Origin of the sequence: Brevundimonas sp., from assembly GCF_035627475.1 — a bacterium.
In the GTDB taxonomy this organism is placed as follows: domain Bacteria; phylum Pseudomonadota; class Alphaproteobacteria; order Caulobacterales; family Caulobacteraceae; genus Brevundimonas.
Genome location: NZ_DASPLR010000010.1, coordinates 77,206 through 98,110, shown reverse-complemented (window position 1 = coordinate 98,110; position 20,905 = coordinate 77,206). Strand labels below are relative to the sequence as shown.

The 20,905-nt window shown below is 70.5% G+C and carries 19 protein-coding genes; 5 read left to right on the top strand and 14 right to left on the bottom strand.

The features are described 5' to 3' along the window. Nucleotides 1-47 precede the first annotated feature (47 nt). Complete coding sequence (locus VEA62_RS02375; RefSeq protein ID WP_324817897.1) at nucleotides 48-659, top strand: EipA family protein; 612 nt, start codon at nucleotides 48-50, stop codon at nucleotides 657-659. Here the strand turns inward: VEA62_RS02375 and VEA62_RS02370 are convergent. The 5 genes from VEA62_RS02370 to thpR all read right to left on the bottom strand — a co-directional run bounded on the left by VEA62_RS02370 (nucleotide 656) and on the right by thpR (nucleotide 4,480). Then, entirely contained in the window at nucleotides 656-1,021 is a 366-nt protein-coding gene (locus VEA62_RS02370) for a bleomycin resistance protein (RefSeq protein ID WP_324817895.1), read from the bottom strand. The genes VEA62_RS02375 and VEA62_RS02370 overlap by 4 nt on opposite strands. Before the next feature lie 162 nt (nucleotides 1,022-1,183). Next, entirely contained in the window at nucleotides 1,184-2,068 is an 885-nt protein-coding gene (locus VEA62_RS02365; RefSeq protein WP_324817892.1) for an SDR family NAD(P)-dependent oxidoreductase, read from the bottom strand. Nucleotides 2,069-2,078: 10 nt separating this feature from the next. Then, nucleotides 2,079-3,311, bottom strand: coding sequence for an NAD-dependent epimerase/dehydratase family protein (locus VEA62_RS02360; protein WP_349255661.1), 1,233 nt, complete (start codon nucleotides 3,309-3,311; stop codon nucleotides 2,079-2,081). A 93-nt stretch (nucleotides 3,312-3,404) separates the two neighbouring features. Beyond that, complete coding sequence (locus VEA62_RS02355) at nucleotides 3,405-3,944, bottom strand: GNAT family N-acetyltransferase (RefSeq protein ID WP_324817888.1); 540 nt, start codon at nucleotides 3,942-3,944, stop codon at nucleotides 3,405-3,407. Next, the gene (gene thpR / locus VEA62_RS02350) at nucleotides 3,941-4,480 is read right to left on the bottom strand and encodes an RNA 2',3'-cyclic phosphodiesterase (RefSeq protein WP_324817885.1); all 540 of its coding nucleotides are present in this window, start codon (nucleotides 4,478-4,480) and stop codon (nucleotides 3,941-3,943) included. The genes VEA62_RS02355 and thpR overlap by 4 nt, the downstream gene beginning before the upstream one ends. Before the next feature lie 125 nt (nucleotides 4,481-4,605). Here thpR and VEA62_RS02345 point away from each other — a divergent pair, with 125 nt between their 5' ends. Next, nucleotides 4,606-5,367 (top strand): Bax inhibitor-1/YccA family protein, encoded by a 762-nt coding sequence (locus VEA62_RS02345; protein ID WP_324817883.1) that lies wholly within the window; start codon nucleotides 4,606-4,608, stop codon nucleotides 5,365-5,367. A 57-nt stretch (nucleotides 5,368-5,424) separates the two neighbouring features. Here VEA62_RS02345 and VEA62_RS02340 read toward each other — a convergent pair whose 3' ends face one another. The 6 genes from VEA62_RS02340 to VEA62_RS02315 form a co-directional block, all read right to left on the bottom strand. Next, nucleotides 5,425-5,757, bottom strand: a complete 333-nt coding sequence (locus tag VEA62_RS02340; RefSeq protein ID WP_324817880.1) for a DUF2794 domain-containing protein — start codon at nucleotides 5,755-5,757, stop codon at nucleotides 5,425-5,427. Nucleotides 5,758-6,110: 353 nt separating this feature from the next. Then, on the bottom strand, nucleotides 6,111-7,436 hold the full coding sequence (locus VEA62_RS02335; protein ID WP_324817878.1) for a trypsin-like peptidase domain-containing protein: 1,326 nt from the start codon (nucleotides 7,434-7,436) through the stop codon (nucleotides 6,111-6,113). A 28-nt stretch (nucleotides 7,437-7,464) separates the two neighbouring features. Further along, a complete protein-coding gene (locus VEA62_RS02330; RefSeq protein ID WP_324817876.1) occupies nucleotides 7,465-8,898 on the bottom strand; it encodes a HAMP domain-containing sensor histidine kinase in 1,434 nt (477 codons plus the stop codon). Between the two features lie 5 nt (nucleotides 8,899-8,903). Beyond that, entirely contained in the window at nucleotides 8,904-9,707 is an 804-nt protein-coding gene (locus tag VEA62_RS02325; protein WP_324817873.1) for a response regulator transcription factor, read from the bottom strand. A 131-nt stretch (nucleotides 9,708-9,838) separates the two neighbouring features. Then, nucleotides 9,839-13,159, bottom strand: coding sequence for an amidohydrolase family protein (locus VEA62_RS02320; RefSeq protein ID WP_324817871.1), 3,321 nt, complete (start codon nucleotides 13,157-13,159; stop codon nucleotides 9,839-9,841). A 111-nt stretch (nucleotides 13,160-13,270) separates the two neighbouring features. Further along, nucleotides 13,271-14,548, bottom strand: coding sequence for a cyclopropane-fatty-acyl-phospholipid synthase family protein (locus tag VEA62_RS02315; protein WP_324817869.1), 1,278 nt, complete (start codon nucleotides 14,546-14,548; stop codon nucleotides 13,271-13,273). Between the two features lie 167 nt (nucleotides 14,549-14,715). On the opposite strand from VEA62_RS02315, the gene VEA62_RS02310 reads away from it, so the two are divergent. After that, nucleotides 14,716-15,114 carry a hypothetical protein gene (locus tag VEA62_RS02310; RefSeq protein WP_324817866.1) on the top strand — a complete coding sequence of 133 codons (399 nt, stop codon included), beginning with the start codon at nucleotides 14,716-14,718 and terminating at the stop codon, nucleotides 15,112-15,114. A 3-nt stretch (nucleotides 15,115-15,117) separates the two neighbouring features. Here VEA62_RS02310 and VEA62_RS02305 read toward each other — a convergent pair whose 3' ends face one another. Continuing rightward, nucleotides 15,118-17,118 (bottom strand): protein-L-isoaspartate(D-aspartate) O-methyltransferase, encoded by a 2,001-nt coding sequence (locus tag VEA62_RS02305; protein WP_324817864.1) that lies wholly within the window; start codon nucleotides 17,116-17,118, stop codon nucleotides 15,118-15,120. Nucleotides 17,119-17,253: 135 nt separating this feature from the next. Between VEA62_RS02305 and VEA62_RS02300 the strand changes: the two genes are divergently transcribed. Then, nucleotides 17,254-18,696: an aldehyde dehydrogenase family protein gene (locus VEA62_RS02300; protein ID WP_324817861.1), complete on the top strand. Its 1,443-nt coding sequence runs from the start codon at nucleotides 17,254-17,256 to the stop codon at nucleotides 18,694-18,696. A 54-nt stretch (nucleotides 18,697-18,750) separates the two neighbouring features. Next, nucleotides 18,751-18,942 carry a hypothetical protein gene (locus tag VEA62_RS02295; RefSeq protein WP_324817859.1) on the top strand — a complete coding sequence of 64 codons (192 nt, stop codon included), beginning with the start codon at nucleotides 18,751-18,753 and terminating at the stop codon, nucleotides 18,940-18,942. On the opposite strand, the gene VEA62_RS02290 is transcribed toward VEA62_RS02295, so the two are convergent. After that, nucleotides 18,939-19,889: a methyltransferase gene (locus tag VEA62_RS02290; protein ID WP_324817856.1), complete on the bottom strand. Its 951-nt coding sequence runs from the start codon at nucleotides 19,887-19,889 to the stop codon at nucleotides 18,939-18,941. The genes VEA62_RS02295 and VEA62_RS02290 overlap by 4 nt on opposite strands. Then, entirely contained in the window at nucleotides 19,889-20,803 is a 915-nt protein-coding gene (locus tag VEA62_RS02285; RefSeq protein ID WP_324817853.1) for an iron-containing redox enzyme family protein, read from the bottom strand. Before VEA62_RS02285 ends, VEA62_RS02290 begins: the two co-directional genes overlap by 1 nt. Nucleotides 20,804-20,905: the final 102 nt, after the last annotated feature.

Genomic DNA, 20,905 nt, shown 5'->3' with positions numbered 1-20,905 from the left:
GCGTCCGCGCGAGTCGGACGGACCGTCCCGCCTTCGGAGCCATCGCCATGCATCGCCGCCAGTTGATCCTTTCCGGTCTCGCCGCCACCGCCGGCGCCACGGGCCTGTCGGCCTGCGCCACCGCGCCGGCGTCGGACCCCAACTATCCGATCCGTTCGGACCAGACGGCGCCGGCCTATACCTCCGAGGAGCTGATCGCCGCCGGGTCGCGCGAACTGGGGATCGCCGCCGAGGCCATCGGCGCCGCCATCGAGCGCATCTTCGCCGACCAGGGCGACCGCCCGACCGCCTATGTCGCAGGCGAGGAGGCGGCCGGGGCCGCCGGGGTCGGCCTGCGCTACGGCCGCGGCGCCTTGCACATGAAGGACCTGTCGGCGTCACAGGAGGTGTTCTGGCAGGGCATCTCGATCGGCTGGGACGTGGGCGGCAACGCCAGCCGGGTCTTCACCCTGGTCTACGGCCTGTACCACCCCGACATGATCTACCGCCGCTACCCAGGCGTGGAGGGCTCGGCCTATCTGGTCGGGGGCGTGGGCGTGAACTACCAGGCCGCCGACGGCATCGTCCTGGCCCCGATCCGCACCGGCGTCGGCCTGCGCCTCGGCGCCAACGTCGGCACCATGGCCTACAGCCGCCAGCGCAACATCCTGCCGTTCTAGGACGGGTTCTGCACCAGCCGGAGCAGCGTTCCGTCCGGGTCCACCAGATAGCCGATCCTTAGGCCGGAGTGCTCCAGCATCGGGGCCTGGAGGCGGGGAATGCCACCGGGCCGCTCGGGGACGCCCGCCATCCTGCAGAGGGCGTGGAAGGCGTCGACGTCGTCGAGGCGCAGGCAGCAGCTGAAAGAACTCGTCCGCGGATCGAGGTCGGGAAACGGGAAGAATTCCAGCTTCAGCGCGCCGCGCGTCAGGATCATCCAGCCGCCGTCCCGCCAGCCCTGTTCGAAGCCGAGCTTGCGGTAGAATTGCGCGGTCGCCTCGAAATCGCGCGAGGGCAGGTTGGGGGTGGCGTGGTCGGTCATGGCCGGGATCCTCGGGCCGGGAAATCTGGCACGCCGGATCATCGGCGAGAAGGACCGGCGGCGGGCTGTTTCCGGACATCGGCCGACATCTGTCCCGCATCCCTTGCGGCCGCGCGCGTCCATGTCCCGGATGTCCTGCCCGAAAGCGCCGGGGATCGTCGACTATGTCTCGGCCGCGTCGAGCATCGCCTCCAGCCCCTCGCGCCAGGTCGGATAGCGCGGCCGCCACCCCAGCTCGGCCTTGGCGCGGGCGTTCGAGAGCCGTTTGGAGTCCCGGTAGAAGCGGCGCATGGCCTCTGACACAGCCGGGTCGTCGAGGTCGATCTCGGGCGGGCGGGGCAGGCCCAGCCGTTGCGCCGCCCATTCCATCACCGCATCGGCGGGCGCCGGCTCGTCATCGCACAGGGTGTAGGCCGCGCCCGGGCGGGGCCGGGCCATCGAGGCGAACAGGCCGGAGACGGCGTCCTCCACCTGGATGCGGTTGAACACCTGGCCCGGCTTGCGGACGATGCGGGCCGTGCCGTCGCGCAGGCGCTCGACGGGCGAGCGGCCGGGGCCGTAGAGGGCGGGCAGGCGGAAGATCTGCACCGTCAGCCCCATGCCCCGCCCGGCGTCCAGCCAGTCCCGCTCGGCCCGCACGCGGCGGGCGCCCTCGAGGGATGCGGCATTGAGCGGATCGTCCTCGAAGGCCCAGCCGCCGGCCCGGTCGCCGTAGACCGCTGTGGAGGAGACATAGCCGATCCAGTCGGGAAAGGCGCCGGTCCGGGTCAGGGCCGGGACCAGCCGCTTCAGGCCGGGGCAGCCGTCGCTCTCGGGCGGGGCGGTGACGAGGACGGCTGAGGCTTCGCGCGCGGCCCCGTCGAGGGCGTCGGCGTCGGCGGGATCGACGGCCTCGAACCCCTCGGCGATCAGCCCAGCGCGCCGGTCGGGGTCGCGGCTGGTGAGGATGGCGCGGCCGCTGTTGCGCACGGCTTCACGAGCGGCGGCCTGTCCCAGCCAGCCGCCGCCGAAGACCAGCAACGTGGGGGACGGGGCGGTTGCAGGCATCCGGCTGCGATCAGGCCGAGCGGGCTTGCGGACCGGCCGCGGGGGCCACGACGACGGAGTCGGCCTTGAGCGCCTCGGCGCGTTTGCTGTTCCAGCTGGAGACGCAGGGCACCTTGGCGAGGTCGGCGCGGTGGGCGTAGCGGCGGGCGATCTCCGTCACGTCCTGCATCAGGCCCTCGGCGAGGGTGATCGGCTTCAGACCCAGTTCGCGGAACTGGTCGTTGGCCACGACCAGCTCGTTCTCGTCGGCCTCCTGGCGCGGGTTGGGCACGTTGTGGACCTCGGCCCCGGTCATGTCGGCGATCATGGCGGCGAGGTCGCGGACCCGGCGGCTCTCGGTCATCTGGTTGAGGATCTTGACCCGTTCGCCGGACCGGGGCGGGTTCTTCAGGGCCAGTTCGACGCAGCGCACCGTGTCCTGGATATGGATGAAGGCCCGCGTCTGGCCGCCGGTGCCGTGCACCGTCAGCGGATAGCCGACCGCCGCCTGCATCAGGAAGCGGTTCAGCACCGTGCCGTAGTCGCCGTCGTAGTCGAACCGGTTGATCAGCCGCTCGTCCTGGCGGGTCTCCTCGGTCTGGGCCCCCCAGACGATGCCCTGGTGAAGGTCGGTGATCCGCAGGCCGTCGTTCCTGGCGTAGAACTGGAACAGCAGGGCGTCCTGGGTCTTGGTCATGTGGTAGATCGAGCCGGGGTTCGGCGGGAAGAGGATCTCCTGCTCGGTCGGGCCATGATCGGTGTCCACCGTGACCTTCAGATAACCCTCGGGAATGCGCAGGCCGGCGGTGGTGTAGCCATAGACCCCCATGGTCCCGAGGTGGGCCAGGTGCACGTCCAGCCCGCTCTCGACGATCGCCGCCAGCAGGTGGTTGGTCGCATTGAGGTTGTTGTCGACCGTGTACAGCTTGTGCCGGGCCGACTTCATCGAATAGGGCGCGGCGCGCTGTTCGGCGAAGTGGACGACGCTGTCGGGTTTCCAGTCGCGGATCAGGGCGACCAGCCGGTCGAACTCCTTGCCGACCGTCATGTTGACGAAGCCGATGTCGCGCCCGCTGACTTCCTTCCACGCGGCGATGCGCTCGCCCATGGTGCGGATCGGGGTCAGGGACTGGACCTCCAGCTCGTTGTCGATGTTGCGCCGGCTCAGGTTGTCGACGACCAGCACGTCCCAGCCCCTCGCCGACAGGTGCAGGGCCGTCGGCCAGCCGCAGAATCCGTCGCCGCCCAGAACCAGAACCCGCATCCGATCACCCTTCATCATGACTGCCCTCTGCCTAGCCGATGGCGGCGGCGGGTCAAAGCTTGAGCGTTGAACGCGCGAAAGCGCCGCACGGGTTCAGGGCCGGGTCCGGGCGCGCCACTCCTCACGGCTCTGGCCCCAGCGATCGACGGAGACGGCCTCGAATGGCGGCGGCAGCCGGGTCGGGCCCTGGTTGTACGAACCCAGCCGCTCGGCCAGGCGCCGGGAGGGCGTGTTGTCGGGATCGATACAGTGGATGACCTCGGTCCAGCCGAGCACGTCGAAGGCGTAGTCGATCGCCGCCGTCCCCGCCTCGACCCCATAGCCCTTGCCCTGGGCGTCCGGATGCAGACCCCAGCCGACCTCGGTCCCGGGCCAGCCCAACGGCGTCCACGGTCCGATCCGGCCGAGCCAGCGGCCGGTATCCCGCTCGATCAGCGAGAACATGGCGATGCCGGTCAGGCTCCACGCCCCCGCCATGGTCATGAAGCCGCGCCAGGCGGTCTCCGCCGGCATGGGGCCGCCGATGAATTTCGCCGCCTCCGGATCCGCCATCATCTCGGCCCAGCGGGGGAAGTCGTCCATCGCCTGCGGACGCAGGGTCAGGCGGGCGGTCTCGATCACCGGTCCGGTCACAGCGGATACTCCTGTTCGAGCTGATAGCGGCTGCCGTCGTGGGTCAGGATGCTGGACCAGAGGCCGAAGCGGTCGACCCGGATCGGCGGCGAATGCAGCAGGTTGTGTCCGGCGATCCAGGCGCCGATCCGGTCCGGATTGGTCTGCGGCTTCAGATAGGCCAGCGTGACGTGCGGGCGATAGTCGCGGCGTTCCATCGTCACGCCGGCGCGCTCTCCCGCGGCCCGGCAGCGGCCGGCGAGCACCGACAGCCGCTCGTTCGGCTCGACGCCCGCCCAGAGGGTGTGGCTGCGATGGGCGTCGCCGAACGCCCCCACTCCCCTCAGTGTGAACTCGAACGGACCGCCGGCCGTGGCGCGGCCGAGCTCCGCCGCCAGGTCGTCGGCGCGGCGCTCGTCGATTTCGCCGTAGAAGGCCAGCGTCAGGTGCAGCTGGTCGCGGCTGCGCCATTTGGCCCCGGGCAGGCCGGACTGCCGGCGCTCGAGGGTGTCGGCCACGTCGTCGGGAATCGGCAGGGCGGTGAACAACCGGATCATGCGACCGTTCGTAGCGGCTGAAACCCGACCGCCCAAGTCCGGTTTTCCTTGCGTCAACGGGGAGCGGCCCCGATATTTGACCGACAGCCGGGATCATTCCGGCGAACAAGGAGATCGAACTCGCGATGAGCGACTTCAACAACGGCTACGCCCGGCCGCTTCCGCAGTCCGCCGACATGTCGGTGGACGCGGGTCTGCGCAGCTTCATGCTGGGCGTCTACAACAAGGTGGCGCTGGGCCTGCTGGTGTCGGCTGCGCTGGCGTGGGTGACCGGATCCTTCCCCCCCGTGCGCGATCTGATGTTCGCCACCCAGGTGTTCCCGGACGGCGTCACCCGTCTGACCGGCTTCACCCTGCTGGGCATGATCGTGGCCTTTGCTCCGCTGGTGGTGCTGCTGGGCTCGAATTTCGTCATGCGGAACCCGACCGCCGGCGGCGCCAGCGCGCTGTACTGGCTGATCGTGGCGCTGATCGGCGCCTCGATGGGCACGGTGGTGCTGGTCTACACCGGCGCCTCGGTGATCCAGACCTTCCTGATTACGGCCGCCGCCTTCGGCGCGCTGAGCCTGTTCGGCTACACGACCAAGAAGGATCTGACCGGCATCGGCAGCTTCCTGATCATGGGCGTGATCGGCCTGATCATCGCCTCGGTGGTGAACCTGTTCCTGCAGAGCGGGATGATGCAGATGATCATCAGCATCGCCGGCGTGCTGATCTTCGCCGGCCTGACCGCCTACGACACCCAGCGGCTGAAGATGACCTACTACGCCCTGGGCGGAAACCAGACCGCCATGAGCGTGGCCACCAGCTACGGGGCGCTGAGCCTTTACATCAGCTTCATCAACATGTTCCAGTTCCTGCTCATGCTGTTCGGCGGACGCCGCTGACCGGCTGGACAGGTCGAGAAACGGAAAGGGCCCCGGCGGAGACGCCGGGGCCTTTTTCTATTCGACGACGCTGAAGCGGCGGCTGTCGAAGACGCGGAGGACCTGGGGCAGTTCGCGGCCGCGGCGCAGGACCACGCCGCCCTCGCCGATCACCGCCCACTGGCCCTGACGCAGGCGCAGGGCGGGGCGTTTCTCGATGCGGTAGGCGGGGGCGTCGCCCGAGCGGCGGAAGACGGCGAACTCGGCCACGTCGCGATGCCCGACCATGGCGTAGTCGCGCCATTCGCCGGCCGCCACCATCCGTCCGTAGACCCTCAGGATCAGATCCAGCTCGCGCCGGTCGAAGAAGACCGGACCGGACTCGGACTGCAAATCGGCGGCGTCGCTCATGGGTCGAAGGTATGCCGCCCGGCGAGAAACGCCAGACCCGAGGTCAAACCCGCGAACGGCGCCGTTCCGCCGACCCGCGTGTCGCGAACGCCACTCGCCCAAGAAATCGCCCGGAACACGAAATAGCCGCCGTTCCGCCCAGCGGCCGCCCCCTTGGGGGGCGACACCAGAGCCATCGGCTCGTCGGAGTCCGGAGCGATCCCGGATCCTGAACAGCCCCCCCAGCCCCCCTGGATCACTCCATTCAAGGGCTCCGGCGGGTCGATGCTTCCTCCAAGCGAGACGCCCGCTCCGCCACCCTCCCCCCTCCGGCAGAGCGGGCGTTTTGCTGTCCGGCCTTCGACGCCGGGAGATCAGGGCAGGACGATCTCGACCGGTTCGCCCCCCCGCATGACCGACAGGATGCGCGGGCCGTCTCCGCCCAGGGCGGCGGCGAGGGCGCCCAGATCCGATACGGGGCTGTCATCGACCAGGCGGATCAGGTCGCCGGCCTGCAGGCCGGCGCCGGCGGCGGGCGAGCCGCCCTCGACGGCGAATACCTGAAGGCCGTCGGCTCCCGTGCGGGCGCCCAGACCACGCCCGATCACGACCTCGGATCCCAGTACGACGGACTGGTCCCGCGGGGCCTCGACGGTCAGGGTGGCGCGGCCCTCGCGGCCGTCGCGCAGATAGACCACCTCGACCCGCGTGCCGGGCTCGGCGATGCCGATCGTGGCGGCGACGGTGCCGGCGTTGGAGACCGGACGATTCTGGATGCGGGTGACGACGTCGCCACGCTTCAGGCCGGCGGTCTCGGCGGACGAGCCGGGGGCGACATTCTCGACCACCGCGCCCCGCACGATCCCAAGGCCGAATTCGCGCGAGCGCTCGGCGTTGAGGGAGCCGAGTATGGCTCCCGTCGAGCCGCGCTTGACCTCGCCGACGGTGCGCAGCTGGTTCACCACATACATCAGGATGCGGCTGGGCACGGCGAAGGCGATGCCGTCGTTGCCGCCACCGCCGCCCGACAGGATCGAGGTGTTGATGCCGATCAGCCGACCGCGGCTGTCCAGCAGCGGCCCGCCCGAGTTGCCGGAGTTCACCGCCGCGTCGGTCTGGATATAGTCCTCGATCCGGTCGCCCATGCCCGACCGGCCGAGGCCCGAGATCACGCCCATGGTCAGGGTCTGGTCGAGGCCGAGCGGATAGCCGACGGCGAAGGCGAGGTCGCCGGTGCGCAGCTGGTCGGAATCGACGATCTCGATCTCGGACAGTCCGGTGGCGTCGAACTTGAGCACGGCCAGGTCGGTGGCCTTGTCGGTGCCGATGAGAACGGCGTCGAAGATGCGGCCGTCGGTCAGGTCGACGGTGAATTTCCGACCGCCCTCGACGACATGGTTGTTGGTGACGACGATGCCCTCGCGCGCGTCGATGATGGCCCCCGACCCGCTGGAGATCAGCCGCGGCTCGTTCTCGCCCGAGCTGGGCCCTTCCGATTGACCGAGGGTCGTCACCTGGACGACGGCCGGCAGGGCCTGCTCCAGTCCGCTGGCGAAGGTGAAGACCCCGCGCCGGGCGTCGTACGGAATCGGGCCCTGGGGCGAGGACTGGGCCGCCGCCGCGGTCGCCGCCAGCAGGGGGACCGCCGCGGCCAGCGCCAGTATCGACAGGCCGTAGGTCCGGTTGGTGGAACGCCGCATCGCCAATCCCCTGTTGTTGATCAGGAGCCTAGCGCGAGAAACGCGCCGTGACGACAGCCCCCGGACGGCCGTCATCAACCGTCATGGCGGCGCCGTGGCGTTTCAGTATCGCCCGCACGAAGGCAAGGCCCATGCCGTGGCTCTCGCGTCCCTCGGCCGGCCGCGGCGCACCGGCCTGCCCGACCGGGGTGAAGCCGGGCCCCTGATCGGCCACGGCGAGCACCGGCCGCCCGTCTTCAATCCGGGCGGTCAGGGTCACCACCCCGCCCTCGGGCGAGAATTTGACGGCGTTGTCGACCAGATTGGTGACGGCCCGCTGCAGCAGCGAGCGCACGCCCAGCACCGCGACAGGCTCGGCCTCGACACGGATGGCGACGCCGCGCTCGTCCGCCAGCGGCTGATAGAGTTCGGCCGCCTGCACCGCCAGCTCGTCCAGCCGGACGCTGTCGAACACCCAGGCCTCGCCGTCGCGCAGCGCCATCGCCTCGTTCATCGAACGGGTGATCTGGGCCAGGTCGGAGCGCGCCTCGTCGATCAGCTTGCGAGCCTCTGGCGTCGTCGCGGTGGTCCGCAGCCGCTCGAGGCGGACCGAGGCGCGCGCCAGAGGGGTGCGGAAATCGTGCGCCAGCTGGTCGGCCGAGTCCCTCAGCCAGCTCAGCAGTTCGTCGAGCCGGTCGAGGGTGCGGTTCACATGGCCGGTCAGCTCGGTCAGCTCCGGCGCCACTTCGGTCTCGGGCGCGCGCATGGAGAAGTCGCCGACGGCCGCCCGGTCGAGGGCGCGGCTGACCTCGGCCACGGCCCCGGTCAGGCGGCGGCGGGCCACGGCGGCGGCGGCCAGGCCGATGACGAGCAGCAGCAGTCCGGTTCCGATCACCGCGGCGACCGCCCAGCCCCAGGCGTCGCCGGACCGGTCGACGACCCGGCCGACGGCGATGTCGAGCGCGCCGAACGAGCGGCGGACCACCACCACCTCGACCGCGCGCGAAGGGCAGAGCACGCCCTGTCCCAGCCGCACGATGTAGACGTCCTCGCCCAGACGCCCGGCCCTTTCGCCGCGCGCCGATTCGAGCGCCGCCAGGCCGGCCGGCTTGCCCACCGGAGCCCGGATGAAGCGCACGCCGGCGCCGCCGCGGCCGGTGCGGCAGGTTTCCTCCAGCGTGCGCGCATCCCGGGCCGGGCCGCTCTGGAAGGCGCTCAGGAAGCCCGACAGCCAGGCCGCATCGGCCTCGGTGAGCTGTTCGGCCGAGAGGCTGGTCTCCGATCCCAGCTTGGTGACCATGGCGCTATAGTCGTCGAGGGCGGCCAGGGCCGCCTTTTCTCGCTGGTCCATGCGCACCGCCGCGCCGGTGACCAGCAGCGAGCCCGACAGCGCCAGCGCCGCCAGCACGCCCATGGCCGCGGCCAGCTGGGTCGATGTGCGCCGCGCCAGCCAGCCCCTCAGGGTCGAGGATCGGACGGTCATCCGGGTCAGCCCGACAGGGCCGAGAGGTCGCGGAAGATGAGGCTCTGGCTGCGGGCGGGGACGATCAGCGGGTGCAGATCCTCGCCCAGTTCCGGGGCCTGTTCCTTCAGGCGGCGGCGCAGGGCGCTGATGCGGGCGTCGATGACGTTGACGAAATTGTCGGGCAGGAAGCGCCACTCCACCCAGCAGCGGTCCCACAGCATGGTCTTGGTGACCGGCTGGCCCCGCGCGGCCATGAGTTCGGCGACGATGGCGAACTCCAGCGGCGACAGGTCGATCAGCCGGCTCTCGCTCCCGGAAAGCTCGAGCCTGAGAGTGCGGGCGCCCGGCGACAGGCGGAAGGGGCCATTTACCAGGTCCGCGCTCGCCGGCCGCGCCCGTCGCGCGGCCCGCCGCAACTGGGCGGCGATGCGGGCCAGCAGCTCCTCGTCGCCCACGGGCTTGGCCAGATAGTCGTCGGCCCCGCCCAGCAGGCCCTCGACCTTCTGCCGCTCGCCGCCCAGCGCCGTCAGCATCAGGGCGGGGGCGTCGGCCGAGGCGCCTCCGCCGGCGCGCAGCCGTTTCAGCATCTCCAGCCCGTCCATGCCGGCGGTGAGCCGGTCGAGGATCAGGATATCGTAGGGCGAGCGCCCCGCGGTCGCCAGCGCGGGCTCGCCCGCCTCGAACCGGTCGACCGCCTCGAACCCCGCCGCCGTCAGCTGTTCCGCGACGTGATCGGCGAGGGCCGGGTCGTCCTCGAGCAGCAGGGCGCGGCGGCCGGCGAACACGGGGCCCAGTCGAGCGAAGGGGTCGTCGCCGTGCGTCGTCATTTCCCCGTCCACCCTCAGCTCCACCGCAAGCTCACGATACGGCGTCGAGGCTGAATGACAACGCTCGACGCCGACCCTGCTCTAGGCGAACCGGGGAAGGAAGGGGGCTGACCGTTCCTGACGGCCGCCCGTCAGTCGCCGCCGTGCCCGTGGCCCGCGGTTTCCGTCGCCCCGGCGGCCCAGCCCTCGCCGCCCGTCTCGGCGAACCAGAACGGCGCGCGCGGCCGCTGTCGCGGCGCGACCTCGTTCATGCCGGAGTCGTAAACCCGGCCGTTGGCGACGGTGTAGGCGATCGAGGTGGTGTTGCGGATGTTCTCCAGCGGGTTGGCGTCGAGCACCACCATGTCGGCCAGCTTGCCGACCTCCAGCGAGCCGATGTCCCGGTCCATGCCCAGCGCCCGGGCGCCGTTCAGGGTGCCCGCGCGCAGAACGTCCAGCGGCGCCATGCCGCCTTGGGCGAGGCTCCACAGCTCCCAGTGGGCGCCGAGGCCCTCGCGCTGGCCATGGGCGCCGATCTGGACGTTGACGCCTTCCGCGGCCAGCCGCGTGGCCTCGCGGGCGACCGATATGTGGTTCCACTCGTTGTCCGGGGCGGTGACCGGACGGCGGGCGCGAGAGTCGAGCAGGCGGCGAGGCACGTACTGGGTCAGGATCGGGTCGTCCCAGACGTTGCTCTCCTGATACCAGTAGTTCTCGCCGTAGCTTCCGCCGTAGGCCACGACCAGGGTCGGGTTGTAGGCGACGCCGGTCTGCCGCCACAGCTGGTGGACGTCGTCGTAGAGACGGGCCAGCGGGATCGAATGCTCGATCGTGGTGTGGCCGTCGACGATCATCGACATATTGTGCTGGAACAGCGAGCCGCCCTCGGGGACGACCATCATGTTCAGCTGGCGCGCCGCCTCGATGATCTGCTGGCGCTGGTCGCGGCGGGGCTGGTTGTAGCTCTTGACGCTCCAGGCGCCCGCCGCCCGCATCCGGCGCAGCGTCGACAGGGCGTCGTCCAGGTCGTCGATCTGGGCCGTGCTGGCCGTCGTGGCGCCGTAGAGGATGGTGCCGGTCGAGAAGATGCGCGGCGCGACGACGCGGCCGGCCCGGGCCAGCTCGCTGTGCGCGAAGATCTCGCTGGTGTCGTTCGACGGATCGTGGATGGTCGTCACGCCGAAGCCGAGGGCGGCGTAGTTGACCCAGCTCTGTTCCGGGATGATCTCGTCCGAGCCCATCGAACCGTGCCAGTGGGTGTCGACCAGGCCGGGCATGATGGTCTTGCCGCTCATGTCCATGGTCGGGATGCCGGCCGGGATGGTCATGCTGGCGGTCGCGCCGATCGCTTCGATGCGGTTGCCGTTGAGGACGATGGTCCCGTTCTCGATCACCTCGGCGCCGTTCATGGTGATCAGGCGGGCGCCGGTCAGGGCCATGCGCCCGTCAGGCCTGTCCGCCGGGACGCTGAAGCCGAGGTTGATCCCGTGCTCGTCGGGCTTCGGCAGCTCCTCAGGGGCGCCCTCGACGAAGGTGAAGGACTGGTTCAGGTCGCGGGTGAACAGCTCGGGGCCGAGCGACCACTGCAGGCGGCGCGAGTCGCCCGACCAGCTCAGCCACTCGCCGGCGTCGCGGGTCACGCGGGCCTGGGGCAGGGACTTGCCGTCCGGGCTGAGGTTGACCGGCCGGCCCGCCGCGACGAAGGGGGCGACATAGGCGTTGAAGCGCTCGGTCCAGCCGATCCAGCGGCCGTCCGGCGACACCGCGAACTCGCTGGCCCATTCGGAGGTGAGGTGGGTCCGCTTGTCCTCGCCGTTGAGGTCGACCGAGACGAGGGTGCGCTTGTCGCCGTCGCGGCCGGTCAGGAACAGGCGTTCGCCGTCCGCGCCGAACTGGGGCTGGGAGCCCTCGTCGTCGGTGATCAGGACCGGCTCGCCGCCCGCCGTCGGGATACGGTAGACGCCCGGGTCGCGGCTCCACAGGGCCGTGGTCAGGAAGCCGTCGCTGACCGTGCGGTAGACGATGGTGCGGCCATCGGGCGAGAAGGTCGGCTCGATGTAGTGGCCGGGGTCGGGGGTGACCACGCGCCCGGCGCCGCCCGAGGCCGGCACAACGCGGATCGAGCCCAGCTCCTGGTCGTCCCAGGTGGTGTAGACGATCGAGCGGCCGTCGCGCGACCAGTTGGGATAGAGCTCGAAATGGTCGTTCTGCCGGGTGAGGCGGCGCGCCGTCCCCGTGGGCAGGTCGCGGATCCACAGACTGCCGAGCGCCTCGAACACCACCTTCGAACCGTCGGGCGAAGGCCGGGCCCAGCGGACCATCTTCACGTCGAAGGATTCCGGTGCGACCTCGACCGGGAAGCGGACGGCGTCCTGCACCCGGCGGGTGTCGGCGACGTGGAACGGGATGTCCGAGACGACGCCGGAGGCGACCTCGACCTTCTGGATGCGGCCGTCGGCCCAGAACACGATCGAGCGGTTGTCGGGCGTCCAGCTGATCGCCGGATAGACGCCATGGATGGCCCAGGTCTCCTGCAGGTCGCGGTCGAGGCCCGCGAAGACCGGCGTCTCGCGCCCGGACTCGATGTCCATCACGTACAGGACCGACTGGTAGCGGACGCGCCGGATGAAGGCGAGCGACCGGCCGTCGGGCGAGGGCGTCGGACGGATCGAGCCGCCCGGGCCGGTGATGTAGGGATCGATCTCGCCGGTTTCGCGGTCGAGGCGGCGGATGATGTAGATCTGGCCGTTGACGTCCTTGGAGTATTCGAAGGTGTTCCCCGGCGTCGCGTCGTCGCTGAAATAGAGGTAGCGGCCGTCGGGCGAGAAGGCCGGTTCGCCCGTGTCCTTCTGCGGGGTGCGCCGCTCGGTCATCTGCACGCCGCCGCCGCCCGAGCGGTGATACATCCACAGCTCGCCGGCCCCCAGCGACCGGGCCGATGTGAAGTGTTTCCGCGCCACGATGAACTCGCCGTCGGGCGTCCATTCCGGCTGGTTGAGCAGGCGGAAGCTCTCCTTCGACACCTGCGTCGGGTTGGACCCGTCAGCCTCCATGATCCAGATGTTGTCGCCGCCAGCGCGATCCGAGGTGAAGGCGATGTGGCGGCCGTCCGGCGACCATTTCGGCTGCATGTCCCAGGCGACGCCGGAGGCGATGGCGCGCGCCTCGCCGCCCGAGGCGGGCATGACATAGATGTCGCCCAGCAGGTCGAAGACGATCGTCCGGCCGTCCGGGCTGACGTCGACGGACATCCAGGTGCCGCGGGTGACGTCGATGGGGATGTCGCGCGAGGGCCCGGGCGGGGCCTGGACGTCCCATTTGGCCTCTTCCGCGTTCGCGTCGTCGGCGGCGGGCGGCGTGACCGCGGCTTCTGCCGCCGGGACCACGGGCGGAGGGGCGGGCTCGGGAACCTGGGCCATCGCCGGGCAGGCAAGCGCCAGCAGTGCGGCCGTAGCCAGGAGTTCGCGCTTCATGTCTCTGGTCCCCGATATCCGGACGTCTTGCGCCGCCTGCCGGCCGTCGCGTCCTTGCCGAGGGCGCAGTGAGCCTCGTCGGGAGCCGGAAGTCCAGACGTGCGAGGCGCGTCAGGCCGCCGCGTCGTGGATGTAGTCGCGGGTCAGGGGCACCGCGTCGACGCGCTTCGACAGCTGGATCTGGAACACCATGCAGCCGCGATGGCGGAAGGCCACTTCGCTGAGGCAGAGATAGAACTCCCACATGCGGCAGAAGCGCTCGTCGTAGAGGGCGGCGATCTCGGCCCGGTTGGCCTCGAACCGCTCGCGCCAGGCCTTCAGCGTCTCGGCGTAGTGCAGGCGCAGGATCTCGATGTCGGTGACCCAGAGCCCGGCCCGTTCGATGGCCGGCAGGATTTCGGACAGGGCCGGCGTATAGCCGCCCGGGAAGATGTATTTGCCGATCCACGGCTGGTTGCTGACCGAGACGTGGTTCTGGCCGATGGCGTGCAGCACCGCCACGCCGTCGTCCTTGAGCAGCCGGGCGATGGTGTCGAAGAAGGCCTGGTAGTTCGGCACGCCGACGTGTTCGAACATGCCGACCGACACTATGCGGTCGAAGGTCCCCTCCACGTCGCGGTAGTCCTGCTTGCGGAACTCGGCGCGGTCGGCGAGGCCTCGCTCCCGGGCCCGCGTCTGCGCCACGGCCAGCTGTTCGTCGGACAGGGTGACGCCGGTGACGCGAGCGCCGGCCTCCTCCGCCAGCGTCAGACCCAGTCCGCCCCAGCCGCAGCCGATGTCGAGTACGCTCTGGCCCGGCTCGAGCAGGAGCTTGGCCGCGAGGTGGCGCTTCTTGGCCGCCTGCGCCTCGTCGAGGCTCATGCCCGGCCGCTCGAAATAGGCGCAGGAATACTGCAGGTCGGCGTCGAGGAAGCGCCGGTAGAGGTCCAGAGACAGATCGTAGTGGTGGGCCACGTTGCGGCGGGCGGCGGCCCGGTCGTTGGCCTGCGCGATGCGCCGCCACATCCGGGCGAGCCGACCACGCCGGGGCGGCGGCCGCAGGGAGAGGTTGCGCCCGGCCAGGTCGAGCAGGTCCCACAGCGTTCCCCGCTCGAGCGTTACGCCGCCATCCATCCACGCCTCGCCCAGGGCCAGGCCCGGATAGACCGCCAGCCGCCAGGCGGTCCGGTAATCGCGCAGGCGGATGCGGATGCTGTCGGGAGCGCCAGCCTCTCCGGCTCTCAGGATTTCACCCGAGGGCAACGCCACGCTCAGGGAGCCGACACGGATCAGCCGCTCGAGCAGCCGCCCGAGCGCGGCGCGGGCGAGGCCGGCCAACGGGTCGGCTGTCCGGATGCGGGCGCGGGGTTCATCCGGGTGATCGAGGACGAATGAGGCTTGCGAGCTCACGTCGGTCTCCGCGCGGTGAAGGATGATGGCCCCCCCTCCGAAGATAACCTGAGCCATAGGCGGCGGGTTCCCGCGCTTGTGTACGCAAGGGCATGGCCGAGGTGGAACCAGGGCTGGAACCGGCTGTTCGCCCGGCAGGGACCATCTCGTCCCCCCAGGAGCTTCCCATGTTCGGCCAGACCTTCATTCTGCTGGGCGCCGCCGGCGCCCTGTCGCTCGCCGGTCAGGATGCGGCGCAGGACCCGCCCACCCAGCTCCCGCCTGCTTCCGCTTCAGCGCCCACCCCCGCCCCACCCGTCGGCCTCCCGTTTCCGTCGGGCGCCGAGGTGCTGAGCGTCGACGGCGAGGCGCTGGGGGTGCTGGCCGGGGTGGAGACGAGGCCCGGAGGCGAGCGCATCCTCCATATCAGGCGGACGGACGGATCGATGACGGCGGCGCCGGCGAGCGTCGCCTCGCGCGGCGAACGCGCCGTCGTCCTCGATTGGACACGCGCGGAGTTCGAGGCCACGGCGGCGACGGCGGCTTCCGACTCCGCATCAGCCTCGCCGGTCCCCCCGACGATGTGAGGTCTAGAGCCCGAAAGGCCAGGTTTCATCGACACCTTCCCTTCGAGCCGTCGGCAGGGGCGTGACCGCGTTGGTCTCGTCGAACCAGACCCAGGCGTCGAACTGCTGCGGAAGCGAGCAGCCGGAATAGTGGCTCCAGCGCTCTGTCTCCGGCCGGTAGATGACGCCGATGAACCGCTCCAGCTTCGAATCCAGCAGCCGCTGGCGAAGCGGCTCGTGCACACCCTCGCGCAGATCCAGCAGGAAACGTGCGACGCCGCTGTCATGGGCCAGGCGCTCATAGCTGTCGGGCCGCGACGGGTTGATCCGCTTGACCTCCATCGGCTCTCCCCAGTCGGAGGCGCAGGCGACGTCGCCGCCGTGAGTTCCGAAGCCGATCAGGGCGGCGTCGCGCCCGAAGCGTTCGCGGCACAGCTGGCCGATGTTCAGCTCTTCGCGCAACAGGCCCATCTCGGTCTTCGAGGCGTCGCCGATGTGCGAGTTATGGGCCCAGACCACGGCCCTGGCGCCCGGACCCCGCGCCTCCAGCACGGCGCAGAGCGTCTCGAACATGTGGGTGTCGCGACGATTCCAGCTTTCGGCCGCCCCATAGTAGATCGCGCGATAGTAGGCCTCGGCGTTCTTGACCAGGCGGGCGCTTGCGCTGGCGTCGAGGAAGTTGTCGCCGTCATCGGCCGCGTATTCGAGCTGTTTCGCGAGCATGTCGGCGAGGGTCGCCACCACCGCCCGTTCGCAGCGCGAATAGCCTGAGGTCATGGCCATCCGGCCATAGGACTGGGGCTCGCTGGCCCACGGCGTAAGGCAGCCGTAGCGCGCGCGCGCCACCTTGCCCGCCTCGGGATCGACGCGGTCAAGATAGTCGAGCACGTTCCTGATCGACGCGGACAGATTGTAGAGATCGAGCCCGTGGAAGCTGACGCGCGCCGGGACCGGGAGATTCTCGTTCCAGCCGCGCAGCCATTCGATGAAGATTTCGACGTCGGTGTTGCGCCACATCCATGTCGGAAAGCGGCGGAAGGGCGGCTCAGCATGCCTCGGAGCCGGACGCTGCCGGACATAGCGGTCGAGGCTGGCGGCGTCGGGCCAGTCCGCCTCCACGGCCACTATGTTGAAACCGTGCCGTTCGATCAGCCGCCGGGTGATCGCGGCGCGGGCCTGGTAGAACTCCGAGGTTCCATGGCTGGCTTCGCCCAGCAGGACCACCCGGGCGTCCGAGAACCGGTCGAAGAGGGCGCCGAACGCGGGATCGTCGAGGGCGGGCAGCGGCTCGGCCGCGTCCCGGATCATCGATGCGATGGGCGGTTCGGCGGGCGCCCTGAAACTGTGTGGCTCCGACGGACGCCGCGCCGTGCCGGCGTCCGGCCAGCCCTCTTCGCCGATCAGCGGAACGAAGCGGACGGCCCCGAGGTCGTCCTCCTCGAAATGGCTGGCGCTGATGCGGGTGACCCTGACCAGCCGCTGTTCGTCACCGACGGGCCCCACCGGCATGACGATCCGGCCGCCGAGATCGAGCTGATCCTTCAGCGCCTGTGGAACGCCCGGCCCCCCGGCGGCGACGAGGATGGCGTCGAAGGGCCCCGCCTCGGGCCAGCCGCGGGTCCCGTCCCCGGTGCGCAGTTCGACATTGTCATAGCCGAGGCGCCGCAGTCGGGGCCGGGCGAGGTCTGTCAGAGCCTCGTGCCGCTCGATGGCGAAGACCCGATCGGCGATCCGGCTCACCACCGCCGCCGCATAACCGGATCCCGCGCCGATCTCGAGCACCCGATCGCCGGGACGGATTCCGGCAGCCTCGATCATCAGGCCGACGATGTAGGGCTGGGAGATCGTCTGGCCCGCCTCGATCGGCAGGGGGGCGTCGTCATAGGCGAATTCCCGCAAGCCCTCCGGCACGAAGGCCTCGCGGGGCACCTCGCGCATCGCCTCAAGCACGTGCTCGTCCCGGACTCCGCGCCGGGCCACCTGCCGCTCGACCATTCGCTCGCGGGCCTGGATCTGATCAGGCATCGCCGGCCTCCTCGGCGTCAACCTTCGCGGGGGAGACCGGTTCCCTGCGGCAGGCGCCCGTGACCTTGAGGACGCCGCCATCTATCAAGGTCCTGCCGGCGGCGCTTCGCCGGCACATCGATCCCAAGGACCGCCATGACCGAAACCCTCGACCTGTCCCACTGGATCAACGGCGAGAGAGTCGCCGCCGACCGGCCGTCGGAAAGCCTGAATCCGTCGGACACCCGCGACCTCGTCGCCCGTATCCCCGACGGCGGCGTGGACGAGGTCGACGCGGCCGTGGCGGCGGCCAAGGCGGCCTTCCCGGCCTGGTCCGAGGCGTCGCCCGAACTGCGCTCCGACATTCTCGACAGGGCCGGGACGCTGGTCATGGAGCGCCGCGAACAACTGGGTCGCCTGCTGTCGCGTGAGGAGGGCAAGACCCTGGCCGAGGGAATCGGCGAGACGGTCCGCGCCGGCCGCATCCTGAAGTATTTCGCCGGCGAGGCGCTGCGCGTCCACGGCCAGAACCTCGCCTCGGTGCGGCCGGGCGTGGAGATCCAGACCTATCGCCAGGCCGTCGGCGTATTCGGTCTGATCACCCCGTGGAACTTCCCCATCGCCATTCCGGCCTGGAAGGCGGCTCCGGCGCTCGCCTTCGGCAATACGGTGGTGATGAAGCCGGCGGGCCCCACCCCGGCGACGGCCGAGGCGCTGGTCGCCATCCTGCACGAGGCGGGCCTGCCCAACGGCGTGCTGAACCTGGTGATCGGACGCGGCCGCGTCGGTCAGGCCCTCGTCGATCACCGCGACGTCGACGGCCTCTCCTTCACCGGCTCGCAGGGGGTCGGCGCCGGCGTGGCGGCCGGGGCGGTCAGGCGGCAGGCGCGGGTGCAGCTGGAGATGGGCGGCAAGAACCCGCTGATCGTGCTGGACGACGCGGACCTGGAACGGGCGGTGGCGATCGCCCTGGACGGCTCCTACTACGCTACTGGCCAGCGCTGCACGGCCTCGAGCCGGCTGATCGTGCAGGATGGCATCCATGACCGCTTCGTCGCCGCCCTTGCCGAAAGGGTCGCCGCCCTGCGCGTTGGCCCGGCCCTGGACCCGAACACCCAGATCGGCCCCGCGGTCAGCGAGGATCAGCGCGAAACCTCCTACCGCTACATCGACATCGCCAGGGGCGAGGGCGGCCGCGTCGTCGCCGGCGGCGGACGGCCGCAGCTCGAAACGCCCGGCTGGTATGTCCAGCCGACCCTGATCGCCGACACCCACGCCGGCAGCCGGATCAACAACGAGGAGGTCTTCGGCCCCGTCGCCTCCACCATCCGGGTCAGGGACTACGAGGAGGCGCTGGCCATCGCCAACGGGGTCGAATTCGGCCTGTCGGCGGGTCTCGTGACCAGTTCCCTGAAGCACGCCCGCGACTTCCAGCGGCGGGCCCGGGCCGGGATGACCATGGTCAACCTGCCGACCGCCGGGGTCGACTACCATGTGCCGTTCGGGGGCACGAAATCGTCCAGCTACGGCGCGCGGGAACAGGGCTTCGCCGCGGTGGAGTTCTTCACCCAGACGAAGACGTCCTACTCGGCTGGCTGAGATCCGCCGTGAACCCCTCGGCGCCCGCGGCGTTGAACGGGAAAGGAGAGCGCCATGGGCATTGCAGACCAGGTTACCCGCGAGGTCGAAGCGACCTCCCGGCATGACGACGACCTCGCCGACGTCGAACTCATCATCCGCCGCGCCCGGGCCGGCGACCTGACCGAGAACGAGGCCTTCGAGGACATCGACAGGATCGTGCGCCGCCGCGACCCGATCGAAATCTACCAGAAGTCCTGGGGCTAGGGCGCGCTCAGCACCGCTCCGACCGCCGCGATCCGCTCGACATCGCAATAGGCGGGCCGGGCGAGCGCGCCGCCGAACACGTCCGGATCGATCTCTTCGTAGGCCAGCCGCAGGCCGTGCTCTTCGGCGATCGCCAACAAGGCCTCGCGCACCCCGTCGCGGCCCGCGACGATGGCGCTGCCGGTGTAGAGCAGGAACCTGCCGCCCGGCGCGAGTCGCCGCACCCCGGCGCGCACCCACTCCAGTGCGAGGCCCGCGCCCAGCTGGTCGCCGCCGTCGCGATATACCCGGTCGCCCTCGCCGGCGATGTAGGGCGGCTTGGCCGCGATGACGTCGAACCGTTCGGGGCCGCCGGGAAGCCCGCTGCATCGCACCAGCTCGACCACCACCCCGGCGCTGGCGACGTTGACCCGGGCGAACGCCAGAGCCGCCTCGTTGACGTCGGTACCCCACACGCGGGCCGATGGGTCGAGCCCGGCGAGAACGACGGCGCCCACTCCCGCGCCCGTGCCGATGTCGAGGGCTGTCTGGAATCCGCGGCCGCCGGCGAGCTGCTGGCGCAGGAAGCGAACATAGCGGTAGCTGTCCGGCCCAAGAAAAACGGCGTGGCGGTCGGTCGTGGGGGCGGAGTGCAGGAACAGCCGGCCGCCAACGGTGCTGACCCGTATGCCGAGCTCCAGCCCGTCCGCTCCGCGGCGCACCACTCCGGCAAGGCGCAGCAGCTCGAGCAGCGCCGGCTCCAGCAACTCCGGACGGAACGGGCGAGACCAGCCGAAGATGTCGCGCAGGGCGTCCTCGCGGGTCGCGCCGCGGCGTCTTCTCACGCGGGCGTGGACGCCAGGCGTCGGGGTGACGAACTGATAGCCAAGGGCTTTGAGCCGGCCGAGCAGGTCGAGCAGCGCCGCAGCCGCATCGGCCGCCGCGTGGCGTGAGACGACCGCGTCCATCAGGCGGACTGCAGCACCCGCTCAGGCTCCCACAGGTATTGGCGGTAGGCCTCGAAACACCGCTGGCCCGCGCGCAGCCGCATCACCGCGCCCTCGGCGAGACTGCGGATCACCTCGGGCCGTTCCGCCGCGAGGGGGCGCAGCACCTCCTCGTTCCAGGTGCGGGAATGCTCGACGTCGAGGGTGGCGTGAAGCGCGAAATACTTCCGCTCGGCCCCGATGCCGAGACGCTTGAGCCCGGCCGCGACATGAGCCGCACGCCATGGCGCGGTCAGCTCCACCGCCCCGAGCGCCCCGAGCGCGTGATAGGCGTATCGCCGCGTCGTCGAAAAGGCGACGAGGGTGTTGCCCAGCGCCAGCGACGGCCACACCGTACCCTCGATCGTTGGCCGCAGGTCGAGCGCCGTCGCCAGCTTCTCGAGCATCGGGCCGTGCATGCCGCCCTCGTTGCCCCGCCCCATCTCGTCCCAGTAGTTGCGGGCCAGCTCGAGCTTCGGCCGGGTCGGCATCTTGACCTGGGCATAGGCGACCAGGTCCTCGAACCCGGCCTCCCCGGCGACCTCCTGAAGCAGGAACCAGCGCATTTCCTCGAGCGTCGCCGACTCCGCCAGCCACGGGAACAGGGGGTCGTTCTCGCCGGGGCCCGAGCCTTTCAGGGCTTCGAACCAGGCGATGAAGCCTTCGACGTCGTCAGGCAGTTCGCACAGCCAGGGGGCGGCGTCAGCGCGCATGCGCTCGACGAAGGCGCCCTCCAGCAGGATCATCTCGGCGTCCTCGCGGGCCTCGGCCATCCATCCCGCATGGGGGACGCCCGGCGCAAGGCGCCGGTTGTTCCAGCGCGACAGTCTGCGGTGGAAGGCGGCTGGATCGGCCACGTCGTGGACGGGCAGGGCGGTCAAGGTTTCGATGCTCACGACAAAGCTCCCTGTCGAGGGACGGCGGGCAAGGAATACGCGCCGCCATCCTCCCGGTTCCATCCGCAAAGGATTGTTTGCGCGAGACAATCTGTCGGGTTT